This is a genomic window from Mucilaginibacter ginsenosidivorax (genome assembly GCF_007971525.1).
Taxonomy (GTDB): Bacteria; Bacteroidota; Bacteroidia; order Sphingobacteriales; family Sphingobacteriaceae; genus Mucilaginibacter; species Mucilaginibacter ginsenosidivorax.
This window is the reverse complement of the sequence record NZ_CP042437.1, coordinates 6,952,912-6,966,036: the sequence shown is the minus strand read 5'-3', so window position 1 is coordinate 6,966,036 and position 13,125 is coordinate 6,952,912. Positions and strand designations below refer to the sequence as shown.

At 41.0% G+C, this 13,125-nt stretch carries 16 protein-coding genes; 6 read left to right on the top strand and 10 right to left on the bottom strand.

The genetic code is table 11. The features are described 5' to 3' along the window. Positions 1-2 precede the first annotated feature (2 nt). Entirely contained in the window at positions 3-344 is a 342-nt protein-coding gene (locus FSB76_RS28745; RefSeq protein WP_147059644.1) for a helix-turn-helix domain-containing protein, read from the bottom strand. Positions 345-596: 252 nt separating this feature from the next. Continuing rightward, entirely contained in the window at positions 597-1,454 is an 858-nt protein-coding gene (locus tag FSB76_RS28740) for a DUF4261 domain-containing protein (RefSeq protein WP_147059642.1), read from the bottom strand. Between the two features lie 201 nt (positions 1,455-1,655). Here FSB76_RS28740 and FSB76_RS28735 point away from each other — a divergent pair, with 201 nt between their 5' ends. Together FSB76_RS28735 and FSB76_RS28730 are read left to right on the top strand one after the other, a co-directional pair. Next, positions 1,656-2,063 carry an Rrf2 family transcriptional regulator gene (locus tag FSB76_RS28735; protein WP_147059639.1) on the top strand — a complete coding sequence of 136 codons (408 nt, stop codon included), beginning with the start codon at positions 1,656-1,658 and terminating at the stop codon, positions 2,061-2,063. A 54-nt stretch (positions 2,064-2,117) separates the two neighbouring features. Continuing rightward, positions 2,118-2,762 carry an NAD(P)-dependent oxidoreductase gene (locus FSB76_RS28730; RefSeq protein WP_192910108.1) on the top strand — a complete coding sequence of 215 codons (645 nt, stop codon included), beginning with the start codon at positions 2,118-2,120 and terminating at the stop codon, positions 2,760-2,762. A gap of 86 nt (positions 2,763-2,848) precedes the next feature. On the opposite strand, the gene prmA is transcribed toward FSB76_RS28730, so the two are convergent. From prmA to mce, 7 genes are all read right to left on the bottom strand, one after another. Beyond that, on the bottom strand, positions 2,849-3,685 hold the full coding sequence (prmA, locus tag FSB76_RS28725; protein ID WP_147059636.1) for a 50S ribosomal protein L11 methyltransferase: 837 nt from the start codon (positions 3,683-3,685) through the stop codon (positions 2,849-2,851). 239 nt (positions 3,686-3,924) lie between these two features. Then, complete coding sequence (locus FSB76_RS28720) at positions 3,925-4,386, bottom strand: hypothetical protein (protein ID WP_147059634.1); 462 nt, start codon at positions 4,384-4,386, stop codon at positions 3,925-3,927. Between the two features lie 150 nt (positions 4,387-4,536). Further along, entirely contained in the window at positions 4,537-5,301 is a 765-nt protein-coding gene (gene tpiA / locus FSB76_RS28715; protein WP_147059632.1) for a triose-phosphate isomerase, read from the bottom strand. Between the two features lie 211 nt (positions 5,302-5,512). After that, positions 5,513-6,697: a GlmU family protein gene (locus FSB76_RS28710; protein ID WP_147059630.1), complete on the bottom strand. Its 1,185-nt coding sequence runs from the start codon at positions 6,695-6,697 to the stop codon at positions 5,513-5,515. A 66-nt stretch (positions 6,698-6,763) separates the two neighbouring features. Then, on the bottom strand, positions 6,764-7,012 hold the full coding sequence (locus tag FSB76_RS28705; RefSeq protein ID WP_147059628.1) for a type B 50S ribosomal protein L31: 249 nt from the start codon (positions 7,010-7,012) through the stop codon (positions 6,764-6,766). Positions 7,013-7,325: 313 nt separating this feature from the next. After that, positions 7,326-7,730, bottom strand: coding sequence for an SMI1/KNR4 family protein (locus FSB76_RS28700; RefSeq protein WP_147059626.1), 405 nt, complete (start codon positions 7,728-7,730; stop codon positions 7,326-7,328). Positions 7,731-7,744: 14 nt separating this feature from the next. Next, positions 7,745-8,155 (bottom strand): methylmalonyl-CoA epimerase, encoded by a 411-nt coding sequence (gene mce / locus FSB76_RS28695; protein WP_147059624.1) that lies wholly within the window; start codon positions 8,153-8,155, stop codon positions 7,745-7,747. A 106-nt stretch (positions 8,156-8,261) separates the two neighbouring features. On the opposite strand from mce, the gene FSB76_RS28690 reads away from it, so the two are divergent. From FSB76_RS28690 to FSB76_RS28675, 4 genes are all read left to right on the top strand, one after another. After that, positions 8,262-9,473: an IscS subfamily cysteine desulfurase gene (locus FSB76_RS28690; protein ID WP_147059622.1), complete on the top strand. Its 1,212-nt coding sequence runs from the start codon at positions 8,262-8,264 to the stop codon at positions 9,471-9,473. A 102-nt stretch (positions 9,474-9,575) separates the two neighbouring features. Continuing rightward, positions 9,576-9,989, top strand: coding sequence for a Fe-S cluster assembly scaffold IscU (iscU, locus tag FSB76_RS28685; protein WP_147059619.1), 414 nt, complete (start codon positions 9,576-9,578; stop codon positions 9,987-9,989). Between the two features lie 134 nt (positions 9,990-10,123). Further along, positions 10,124-10,450, top strand: coding sequence for a HesB/IscA family protein (locus tag FSB76_RS28680; protein ID WP_090646922.1), 327 nt, complete (start codon positions 10,124-10,126; stop codon positions 10,448-10,450). Between the two features lie 776 nt (positions 10,451-11,226). Next, entirely contained in the window at positions 11,227-11,673 is a 447-nt protein-coding gene (locus FSB76_RS28675; protein WP_147059618.1) for a YybH family protein, read from the top strand. A gap of 206 nt (positions 11,674-11,879) precedes the next feature. Here FSB76_RS28675 and FSB76_RS28670 read toward each other — a convergent pair whose 3' ends face one another. Beyond that, positions 11,880-13,121, bottom strand: a complete 1,242-nt coding sequence (locus FSB76_RS28670) for an acyltransferase family protein (protein WP_147059616.1) — start codon at positions 13,119-13,121, stop codon at positions 11,880-11,882. Positions 13,122-13,125 lie beyond the last annotated feature (4 nt).

Genomic DNA, 13,125 nt, shown 5'->3' with positions numbered 1-13,125 from the left:
ATTTATGCGGTAGCTTTTGAGTGCCTAAGCTCTTCAAACAGCTCAATTACCTTTTTCTGCAGATCGATAACTTCGGTTTCACGATCCATTAAACGTTTGTTAACTGTTTCCAATTCGTTAACAAATTTTTGATCCTGATCGGCATCATTAAAAGTAAGTAGCTGAACTACTGACATTTCGAACAAAGTTGCTATTTGTTCAAGTCTTGATAAATTAATGTCGGTAATACCCGTCTCTATCTTCGAGAAAGCGGGAATGGAAATATCTAACCGTTTTGCAACATCCTCCTGGCTCCACCCTTTTTGATGACGTAATAGTCTGATTTTTTTTCCAAGTGTTTTCATGTAAATTCAATAATTGTAAAGGTTTCGCAAAAGTTAATTACTTTGCAATAATATTTATTATCACGCTAATTATCAACTAATTTGCACAATATTTTATTTAAAAACGCAAACAAACAAAATAAATCGCAATTGTCTGCGTTACAGCCCAGTAAGTAGGTGCAAAACGTCATTGTTATTCCCTTGCAGGGTAGTTAATAATTAATGTTCAAACTTATAAAATACGCTATTATCTCGGCTAAGTTAAGCTGAAAATTAGTTAGGGAGCACGCTTATAATAACCCGCTCCGGATTGAGTGGCGATACAATTCTTTCGCATTTCCATTTGGTGCCGGTTGTAGTACCTTCCAGTGTATTCCCGTTTTCTATTACATCTCCGTAGTCGTAAATATAATAGGCGTAATTCCACAATAAACCGGCAATTTCGTTAGCTTCAAAATCCACAAACCTTATCTGAAAATCAGGTAACCCAAGCGAATGGAGCCCAACCGTATCCATCAGTAATTCTTTTTTAGCCGAATCGCTTATGTTGTAAAGCCGTACATTACATATGCTGTATAAAGCCTGTTTTTCTACACTATCCCAGTTACTTATCAAATCGGCAGGCTTAATTATTTTTTGGCTGTGAAAAGAGTAAACAGCATCGGGTTTAGTGGCCCTGGTTACAGCTACCAAAAAGTTCATAAACCAATTTACCCTTTGCTTATATTCAAGCATTCGCGAAAGCATATCGGTAACCAATACTTCGTATTTACATTCGGCAGCTACATCATTAGCTTCCTGCCAATTCCAGTTTTGTTGAAACGCAGTTTCGGGCAAGCTTATATTTTCGTTTTGGGCTATAACACATTGCGCATCTATAATCGCGTCTGCAAACTCAATCTTGATACCTGGAAATGAAAATAAAAGAGAACCCTCATTCTCCGAGCCCTCAATGTTTGTGAAATACGTCTTCGCTTCGGTTAGTATTTTATTAATATTAAGCTCCGGCTTGTTAATAAAAAGCAATTTAAACATCAACAATTCAGGGAAATTCTCTAAACGCTCCAATTCGGCTTCCGGCTCATTAGCTGGTAGTGCGGTTTTCTTTTTAAAAATATTAAATAAGCCCATAAATATTTAAGCGCTTCGGATTACGGGTGCCAACAGAAATTCAGATGGCACAATATAAGCAAAGCTTCTGTAAATAATTTTTAGTATCCGGGGTAAAACGGCGAATTATCACAAAACTGTAATTAAAAAAACAACAGTTAAAAATAATTTGTATTTATAAATAACCAGACTACCTTTGTACTGTAATAATTAAAATTACAGATGAACGGACAATTTCAAATAGCTGTACATATCCTTACCCTGCTCAATGCGCAGCCGGGCGAGCTATTGTCGTCTGATTATATTGCCGGCAGCATCAATATCAATCCAGTATTGGTACGTAAGGAAATTAGTAACCTGCGCAAATACGGTTTAATAGATAGTAAAGAAGGTAAAGCTGGTGGTTATAGTTTGGCCCTGCCGGCCGATAAAATTTCCTTCAGCGATGTGTACAGGGCCGTAAAAGTTGCGCCAGCCCTGGGCCAGGCAAAAAATAAGCCCAATCCGGCATGTCCGGTAGGTAAACAAATAAGCCAGCACCTGGATGATTTGGCCGAAGAAGTTGATACCACCATATTTAACAAACTAAAAACAATGACTTTGGCTGACTTCAGCAGTAAATTCGAGTAAAAAAATTTACACAAAACTGTAACAAATTAAATTACAATATAAAAAACAACAATTATGAAATTAGCACTGATAGGCGCAACCGGCTTTGTAGGCAAAGCAGTATTAGCCGAGGCTTTAACACGCGGATACGCTGTAACCGCGATAGCCCGCAACACTCAAACTATTGAAGTTAACAGCGATAAGCTTACAACCGCCGCTGTTGATATTTTTGACACCGGCAAGCTTGCAGCTGCGCTTGAGGGCCATGATGCCGTGGTGAGCTCGTTTAACGCTGGCTGGGGCAATCCAAACCTGTATAACGATTTCCTGAAAGGGTCAGAACTTATTCAACAGGCTGTAAAACAATCGGGCGTAAAACGTTTGTTGGTTATTGGGGGCGCCGGCAGCTTGTATGCCGCTCCAGGTTTACAGTTGGTTGATACCCCTCAGTTCCCGGCCGAGTGGAAAGCAGGCGCCACCGCGGCCCGCGATTACCTGAGCATCCTTAAAAAAGAAGAAGACCTTGACTGGACATTTTTAAGCCCCGCCATTAACCTGCACCCAGGCGAGCGCACTGGAAAATTTCGCTTAGGTACTGATGAACCCGTATTTGATGAAGCAGGTCATGCAGATATCAGTGTAGAGGATATGGCCGTTGCCATACTTGACGAACTGGAAAACAACCAGTTTGTAAAAAGAAGGTTTACGTTGGGATATTAGCCCCACCCAAACCCTCTCCGGTAGGGAGGGCTTTATTTAAAACTCGCAAGTCTCCCCCTTCCGGGGGAGATTTAGAGGGGGCTGGCCTATTTCACAAACTTGGCGGCTACCCAATCTTTATCCTTTTTGTGGGTAATGTACTTCAGGCCGTGTTTACGCGCCTCGTCGGTAATGATATCCAGGTCGGGCGATTCGTAGAAGCCGCTGAAATAGATCTCGCCTTCGGGTTTTAATACTTCGGCGTAACGCTGCATCTGGTCTAACAGGATGTTGCGGTTAATGTTGGCCAATATGGTATCGTATTGCTCATCAGGTATCGCCTCTTTTGAGCCGCAAAGCGGGGTAATATTTGCAATATTGTTTAAGGCAGAGTTTTCGATGGTGCTTTCATAACAAACCGGATCATAATCAATAGCAGTTACCTGGGCGGCGCCCAATTTGGATGCCATAATAGCCAGGATACCGGTGCCACAGCCCATATCCAATACGTTTTTACCCGCATATTCGTTTTCCAGCATCAACGCCAGCATCATTGATGTAGTTTGATGATGGCCCGTACCAAAAGCCATTTTGGGGTCTATCACTATCTCATACGGAAACTCCGGCCGGGCGGGATGAAAAGTTGCCCTTACATAAATTTTGTCGCTAATTTCTATCGGCTCAAAATTACTTTCCCAAACCTCATTCCAGTTTTTTTGCGGGATAAGTGTTATCTCGTAGCTAAAAGTAAACATATCCCTATATGGCGATAGCTGTTCAATGAGCACGGCCTCATCAAAAGTATCCACCGGAATATAAGCTTTAAAGCCAAGCTCCAGCTCTTCAAAAGTATCAAAACCAATTTCGCCCAGGGCATTTATCAACAAATCCTGCTGGTAATCTTCGGTAGTTATAGTGGTAAAAAGTAATTCGTAGTAATTCATAAGCCCCTTTTAACAATGACACGTTTATAAGTTTCTGATTATCAATACAAATACCCGTCATTGCGAGGCACGAAGCAATCCCCGACATGCTCAGTCCCAAATAGTTCGGGATTGCTTCGTGCCTCGCAATGACGGTAGTTTAGTGCATTGGTTTGATTATATTCCGTCGCATGTCATAACGATTTTTTCAGGATAATCCTGATGGATACCCGCAATAACATAGTTTTTATTTCATATTTTTACTCTTCAGCAGCAACCGTTTCGTGTTTTGTCTTCAGCTTAACAGCCTTCCCTGTTACTAAAAACAAAATAAAAAAGTTAATAGCCCAGTAAGCCAGCTGTATCATTAACATGATAGTTGTTAGCCCAATCAGGCTATCGTAGCCGGACTGATCGTCCCATATAAAATATGCGACCCCTCCGGCGGCAAGCGCACAAACCACAGCCACAATTGCAAAAGTCACCAATGCCCCAATAGCCGACCGCAATACAAAGCTTTCCCAAACCGGCACAATTATAATCCATTGGGTAAGTATGGCGCATATAAAGTATAAAGGCCAGCAATAATAAAAGCAGGCCATAAATGCATGAACATTACCCTCGCCCATATCCCCCACCTGCATAGCATTGGCATAAGCGCTTGTAATTACAAACACCGAAAATGCCATAAATGCAATAAGTGGCGGCAGAAAAGTTCTCATGCTTTAGATTTGAGATGTGTGATATGAGATTTGAGACACATATCCCGCACCTTTCTATCTAACACATTTTTTTAGCTTCTGTTTGGAATCAGATTTGAGATAAGAAACAAGCGAAGCCAATCTCATATCTCAAATCTAACATCTCACATCTTAGTTGAACGCCTTAATAATATCCACAAAATCGCGCGATTTCAGTGATGCGCCACCTATCAGGCCGCCATCAATATCGGGGCAGGCAAACAGTTCGGCAGCGTTTTTAGGGTTGCAGCTACCACCGTATAAAATGGTTGTATTATCAGCAACTTCCTGGCTGTATTTAGCGGCAATTTCTTTACGGATAAACTCATGAATTTCCTGCGCTTGCGCGGACGAAGCGGTAACACCTGTGCCTATAGCCCAAACCGGCTCATAAGCTAATACAAGTTTACCAAACTGTTCGGCATCCAAATGAAAAACACCTTCAACAAGCTGCGATTTGATGACATCAAAGTGCTCGTTGGCTTCGCGCTCCTCCAAGGTTTCGCCGATGCAGAATATAGGGCGCAAATCGTGTTTTAAAACGGTATCCGTTTTTTTAGCCAAAAGCTCGTTGGTTTCGCCAAAATACTGGCGGCGCTCTGAGTGACCAAGAATAACGTATGCCGCGCCGATAGATTTAATCATCCGGGCAGAAATTTCGCCTGTATAGGCGCCGCTTTCGGCCTGGTGGGCGTTTTGGGCGCCAACAGATACTTTATTGTAACCTTTTGCCAATTGTACCAGGCTATTGATATGGATAAAAGGGCTGCAAATAACCGCTTCCTGGGTACCGGTAACCTCGTCTTTAACCATGTTAATGATTTCGGTAAATACACCTAAACCTTCGTTATAGTCAAGGTTCATTTTCCAGTTTCCGGCAACAATTTTTTTTCTCATTGTGTTATATTTTAGTTGATTGTGTTGATTTAGTTAGATTGGGTTGATTCAGTTGGATTGGGTTGAATGAGTTGGATTAAGTTGATTGGGCTGAGTTAGGTTGACCTGCATTGCGTTGAATTTGATTTATTCAAAAAATATTAATAGAGATATTAAAACTCAATCAACCTAATCCAACCTATTCAACCCAATCAACTTACTCAACCACTCACTAAAACCTCCGATACTCCTCTGTTAATTCAAATACTTTGGCTAATATATTCTGTTCTGTTTCGTCAAAGTTGCGATGGTCGCGGCGGTCGAATACTTTTTGGGCTGTGGCAAACATTTTTTTGAGCGAATAAACCTCAAAACCCTGCGCGCCACCCCATGAAAAATCGGCCACAAAATTACGCGGGAAACCTGCGCCAAACACATTGGCGCTAACACCCACTACCGTACCTGTATTAAACATGGTATTAATGGCACATTTTGAATGATCGGCCATGATCAAGCCGCAAAACTGCAGGCCCGTTTTACGAAAGCGCATGGTGTTATAATCCCAAAGCTTTACCTCGTCGTAATTATTTTTCAGGTTGGAGTTATTGCTGTCGGCGCCGATATTGCACCATTCGCCAAGCACCGAGTTACCTAAATAACCTTCGTGCCCTTTAGATGAATAGCCCCAGATCACGGCATTATTTAATTCGCCGCCAACCCTTGAGTATGGGCCAACTGTGGTTGCGCCATAAATTTTGGCCCCCATTTTAACCTGCGAATGCTCGCAAATGGCAAAAGCCCCCCTAATGTGGGTACCTTCCCAAATCTCGGTATTAGCCGATAGATAAATGGGGCCGTTGGTAGTGTTAAATGTAGAGCATTCGGCAACAGCACCTTCTTCGGCAAAAAAATCGTTGCCGATAATTACGTTGGTAGCGCTTATAGTAGCGCTGGTACGGCCTTTGGTAAGCAGCTGGTAATCTTTACGCAGTTCGATATCATTTTTCCTGAAAATATCTTCGGGATATTTTATCGATACAAAAAGAGTGGTGTAAGGTATAATTTTATCAAACACAGCTACCGGGTCAAAACTTTCTGCGCCAGCCTGGTTTAAACGTACGGCCAGTAACTGGTCGTTATGTTTTAATGCTTCGCCTGTTTGCAGGTTACTAATAGCCTCCAGTAAACCTTCATCAGGGCAAACAGCGCCATTGATAAACAGGTTATCATCCTCAATATTTATCGGGAACTTGGCCTGCAAATAATCAAGTGTATGGAACGAGGTGGTTGTGTTTAAATGTTTAGCCCATTTTTCGGCAATGGTCATAATACCAATGCGTAAATCGGCAACTGGCCGGGTATAGGTAAGCGGCAGTAAAGTTTGGTGTGCGTTATCGTCGAAAAGAATAAGAGCCATGGCGCAAAAATAAAAAAAGTCCCCCGATACGTCGGGAGACTTGTAAATATTTAATTAAACAAGCAATTATTTCTTGTTGTAACGTGTACGGAATTTATCGATACGACCAGCAGTATCAACCAGTTTCATTTTACCGGTATAGAAAGGATGCGATGTGTGCGAAATTTCTAATTTGATCAATGGATACTCGTTACCGTCTTCCCATTTAATGGATTCACGTGTATCGATGCAAGATTTAGTGATAAAGGCATATTCGTTCGACATGTCTTTAAACACAACTAATCTATAGTTTTTTGGATGCAGATCTTTTTTCATTATATATAAACTTATCTTCTGTAGTCTTTAAAAGAGGCGCAAATGTAATGAAATAATTCAAAATTCAAAAGGCAAAAGTAAAAAGAATTGCAGGCGGGAAGAGGGTGTCACGAGGATCGGCGTTCGAGGTGCCCGAAAGAAACAAATTTCCTGTCCCCTTCGGGTCTCTCGATAGAGGACCCGAAGGCCAATGCCAGTCGAAAATACGATGGCTGTATAAAATTCTGCTTATCGAGTAAAATTGTGCTCCACATGCCTAAGGGTCCTTTTTCAAAGAGACCCTGAGGGGACGGAACTCAATTGGCAGTTTTAATTAAATAAAAATGCTATCCCTTTCTTCACTAAAATAAATTTCCAAAAACTCTTTAAATGAGTTGGCAACTATCTTGAAGCTATTGCCACAAACAACGTACACTTCATTTTTTTCAGATGCCCCATCATATAATCTGATAGTGTAAATCCATAAGTGACAAAAATAATCGCTAAAAACGAAGCATTCCTGGTGCGTCGGCAAAGTGTTTACAATATTCCTGTAATCCCCCCAATCACCAACTTCATCCTTTACTGATTTGAATTGATCAATACCATAAAAGCAAAACATATCGAGGTCATAAACATGAACATTAAACGTTCGAAAGTAATCTTTAAGATCATCGGGAATAATCAATTTATGATTTGATTCAAACGAAGCTATATTGTTTTCAATACCGGGATCCATCTTAATTCTTGATTCTAATCTCTTGACTCTATTCCCTGGCACAGCTCAATCAACACCCCATTCGCGCTTTTAGGGTGCACAAAACACACCAACTTATTATCCGCCCCTTGCTTAGGCTCGTCGTTCAGCAGCACAAACCCTTCACTTTTTAAGCGGTGCATTTCGGCAACTATGTCGTCTACCTCGAAAGCAATATGGTGTATCCCCTCCCCCTTTTTGGCTATGAACCTGGCTATCGGGCTATCATCGTTCAGGGCCTGCAGCAGTTCTATTTTATTCGGGCCTGTTTGTAAAAAAGCAGTTAGTACGCCTTCGCTTTTTACGGTCTCGGTTTTATAAACTGAAGTATTTAAAAGCGTTTCATATATGTTGCCTGCAACATGAATATCGGTTACGGCAATGCCAATATGTTCAACTTTGTTCATGTCCAAATATTGTAAATTAATGGTCAGCTTTGATAATTTACACTTTATTTTGAATGATTTTAAATTAAAACTTGCTTATCTTTGTACTGTTAATATAGCACAGCACATGAATATCCCCATTTATTTAGATAATAACGCAACAACACCGATGGACCCACGGGTTTTAGAGGCAATGTTACCTTATTTTACCACAAAATTTGGTAACGCAGCCAGCCGTAACCATCCATTTGGCTGGGTAGCCGAAGAAGGTGTTGATTATGCACGCGAGCAAGTGGCCAAACTGATAGGCGCTAACGAAAAAGAAATCATCTTCACTTCGGGCGCAACCGAATCAGATAACCTTGCCATTAAGGGTGTGTTTGAAATGTATAAAGACAAAGGTAACCACATTATAACTACCGTTACCGAACATAAAGCCGTACTTGACGCTTGTAAACACGTTGAGAAATTAGGTGGTAAGGTTACGTACCTGCCGGTTAAAGAAGATGGTTTACTTGACCTTGCCGTATTAGAAGCCGCCATGACCAGCGAAACTATCCTGGTATCGGTAATGTACGGCAACAACGAGATTGGCGTTATCCAGCCTATAAAAGAAATATCTGCCATCGCCCACAAATACGGCGCCCTGTTTATGACAGATGCTGTACAGGCAGTTGGTAAAATACCGGTTGATGTAAATGCTGACGGTATCGACCTTTTGGCACTATCGGCCCACAAAATATACGGACCTAAAGGTGTTGGCGCATTATACGTTCGCCGTAAAGGCCCCCGTGTTAAAGTTACCGCACAAATGGACGGTGGCGGCCACGAGCGCGGCATGCGTTCAGGTACGCTAAACGTACCGGGCATTGTTGGCCTGGGTAAAGCCTGCGAGCTTTGCGGCCTTGAAATGGAAAGCGAAGCCAAACGTTTATCTGCTTTACGCGATAAACTGGAGAGCGCATTAACCGTACTGGAAGAAAGCTACGTAAACGGAAACGTTGAGCACCGTTTACCACACGTTGCCAATATCTCTTTCAAATACGTTGAAGGCGAAGGCTTAATGATGGCTATGAAAGATTTAGCTGTATCGTCGGGCTCGGCCTGTACATCAGCTTCGTTAGAGCCATCGTACGTACTGAAAAGCTTAGGCTTGTCCGACGACCTGGCGCACTCATCAATCCGTTTTGGCCTGGGCCGCTTTACTACCGAAGAAGAAGTTGACTACGCTGTTGAAGTAACCAAAAACTCGGTTACCCACCTGCGCGAACTTTCGCCACTTTGGGAAATGTTTAAAGAAGGCATCGACCTTGACTCCATTGAGTGGGCGGAACACTAAATACGTTATACGTAGTACGTTTTACGTGATACGTTTTTTAATTCGATAAATTATAACAATCAACGTAATACGTAAAACGTACTACGTATAACAAACAAAAAAATGGCATATTCAGATAAAGTAATCGATCACTACACTAACCCCCGCAATGTGGGCACTTTGGATAAAAGCAGCCACAAAGTAGGTACCGGCTTAGTTGGTGCGCCTGAATGCGGCGACGTAATGCGCCTGCAAATTGAGGTGGATGATAACAATGTTATCACCGATGCAAAATTTAAAACCTTTGGTTGCGGTTCGGCAATTGCTTCTTCGTCTTTAGCTACCGAGTGGTTAAAAGGCAAAAGCATTGACGATGCAATGAAAATTGATAACATGGATATTGTTGAAGAACTGGCTTTACCACCGGTAAAAATTCACTGCTCAGTACTGGCAGAGGATGCCATCAAAGCAGCAATCAACGATTTCCGCGTTAAAAACGGCTTAGCGCCGATTGAAAGCGAAAAAGTACACCATTAATAAGAGGCAAGAATCAAGAGTCAAGAATCAAGATTTTTTGACTTTGGATTCTTGTTTTTTGTAATAAATAATTACGGAATCAGCTTTGAGATAATGTCTTAACTCTTGATTCTTGACTCTTGATTCTACTCACCATGGTAACTGTAACTGATAAAGCAAAAAGTAAAATAGAACACCTGATGCAGGATGGCGGGCTTGATGCTTCGTATTTTCTGCGTGTTTCTGTACAGGGTGGCGGTTGCTCGGGTTTATCATACAATTTGGATTTTGATAACGAAGAAAAAAAAGGCGACCAGTTTTTTGAAGACCAGGGAATCCGTATGGCTTTGGATATGAAATCGTTCCTGTACCTTGCCGGCACCGAACTTGATTTTAGCGACGGCCTTAACGGTAAAGGCTTCAATTTCCATAACCCTAACGCCAGCCGTACCTGCGGCTGCGGCGAAAGTTTTTCTGTATAAAATTTATACTTTATATATAAAAGAGGCTCCTTATCGGGGCCTTTTTTGTTTTAAGGCTATTTTAAAGTTGCTTAAGGGTAAGCTGAGTTGTAAAATCCGACGGCTGGTATAGTGGAATGACATTCAAAAATAAATAAACTGTCATCCTAAGGCACGAAGGATCTATTCGCCGACTTTTCTATCGGTCATGCACAGCTGATAGATCCTTCGTACCTTATAATGACACACTTGTAAGTTACTGACTGTCAGTATTAAATATCCGTCATTGCGAGGCACGAAGCAATCCCCTACATGCTAAGTCCCACATAGTTCGGGATTGCTTCGTGCCTCGCAATGACGGTAGTTTATTGCATTCGTTTAACTATATCAGTCGCGCGTCATAACATTTTTTTTCAGGTTTTACCTGATAGATACTCAGGATGACAGGAAAACCGAACTTGCCATGGTTAGTTGTAAATTTCGCGAAGTTCAAGAGGGAAAGTGACGTATATCGCATGTCGGCGAATCGACTCACCCCGACGAGGCTGCGCCCGTCTGCCCCTCTCTCCGACTGCGCCGCATAGAGGGGCAAGAAAGAGTAAAAAAAATGAGGTTCACCCTCTATGCGGCGCAGCCGGAGAGAGGGTCGGCCAGCGCAGCGTAGCCGGGGTGAGTCGTGGCCGGCGTTCAATGCCAATGTTTGCCTAAACCAAACTGCTTCATTAAAGTACAAAAATTAAGCGTTATAACAGGGATAATAACTAACTTGTACCAAACACCTATTAACCATATCAGCTATGTTGTTCCTGTTTAAATTACCCCTTCTATTGTTATTAAGCGCACTGTTTGCTTTTAAACAAACAGATTATAAAGCAGATGTAGAAATTATTAAAGCCTCAAGAGCAGCATCTAATAATGCCATTGCCAAACACGATGTTGACGGCATATCCAAATACTGGCTACCCGATTTTGTGCAAACCATAGGCAGGGGAATTACCACCACCGGCAAAGATAGCATAGCCGCAGGCTGGAAACAGCTATTTAAAATCAACAAAACCGTTGCTTACGTACGTACTCCGGTAACCATTACCGTAGGCGATAACGGCACCATGGCCTGGGAAACCGGCACCTGGACAGCCATAAACTCCTACAGCAAAGGCGGCAATTACTCGGCCATGTGGCGTAAAATTGATGGCAGCTGGAAATTACAGGCGGAGTTGTTTGTATCGTTAAGGAAACTTTAAAAGGGCTTAAATTAATTGGTGCCCCGCGTTATTATTTTTTTGTAGATATGCATCACGTGCGTCTCCCATATGTAAATCGCTTGATCCAACAGTGTGGTTTAGTTGCAATTTTTAACGCAGGTCTTTGTTAAGGTGTGAGTGACCGCTGACCTCTGTTCTATGTTACATTTCGTTAATAACTCACAAGTGAGCGAACCCAGTAATTATTATGTTTTACCCGGTGGAACCAGTTTATGATTGTAAATAAAGTTCTTTTTAAAAGAGAGAAACTTGATTTCGAAGTATTTGTAACTTATGCCAGCAAGTAATATGAGTAAACTCAAATAAATGAGCATAAAAAAGGTTTGTAGCTCCCAACTGACTTGTTGGATACCATGCTTTAAGAGTTGTTCTGAAAGTTTTAAAAACACATAGGAAAAGCCTAAATGGTAGATATAGATTCCATAAGAAATCTTTCCAATATATCTCAAATATTTATTGGACATAAATTTACCAGCAATGTTCTTTCTTATTAATAATAGCAACCCAAGCCCAAAAAGCAAATTTAAAATAGGAATCGAGTAAAAATATCGATTAGCTAAAATTTGGCTCGATGGCGGACGATAGCTAAATTGAAAAACTGGTTCATCAAATCCGAATGAACTAATTGATAGCTCATTGTTTTCCAATGATGTAAGATGATAAATCCCTACTGATAAAAAAACTAATGTTGAGATAAGTACAATAAAAGGCCACCACTTTAAAATATGACTTGTATCAAATAAGGCTATATATATGCCTATTGCAAAAGTATCTAACTGAAAAACAGTAAAATAATTTAATACGTTGCCTATTACAAAACTGGAGTGAATATGATTGTTTAAATATAAAACCGAAAATAATCTTAAACAAGGTATCAGCAAAATTGATATTATGCACCCCCTTTTTAAATATTCTAAAGGCAGAAAGTAAATTATCAGCGGGAATATACAATAAAATTGTTCTTCTACAGATAGCGTCCAGAGATGCCCGGTAAAGGTTGATTGAAAAAAGGTAGTACCTTGATATAAATAATGAAAGATTGCTTCAAAATTGTAGGTGTAACTTAAAAAGAAAGGATAATTAGCACGCAAATCGGCAAGTCCTTGTTTTATATTTTCATCATCGCCCTTTAAAAGACTGTTCAAGGCGATAAGCCCCAAAAAAGCTACGCCTAAATAGAGAAAATATAATGGAAAAACTCTCAAAACCCGTCGCATATAAAAGTTCTTTAGGAAGGTTTTAAAGTCACTATTTTTCGACGCCACCAGTATCCTGGAAATTAAAAAACCAGATAAGATAAAAAAAATGTTTACACCGGCCCAGCCAAATTGAAACTGAAAGATAGGAATCGGACTATGAAAAAAAACGACCATTAAAGCTGCAATCGCCCTTAAGCCATCAATAGATTTTATGTAGGGCGGATGCATGCAG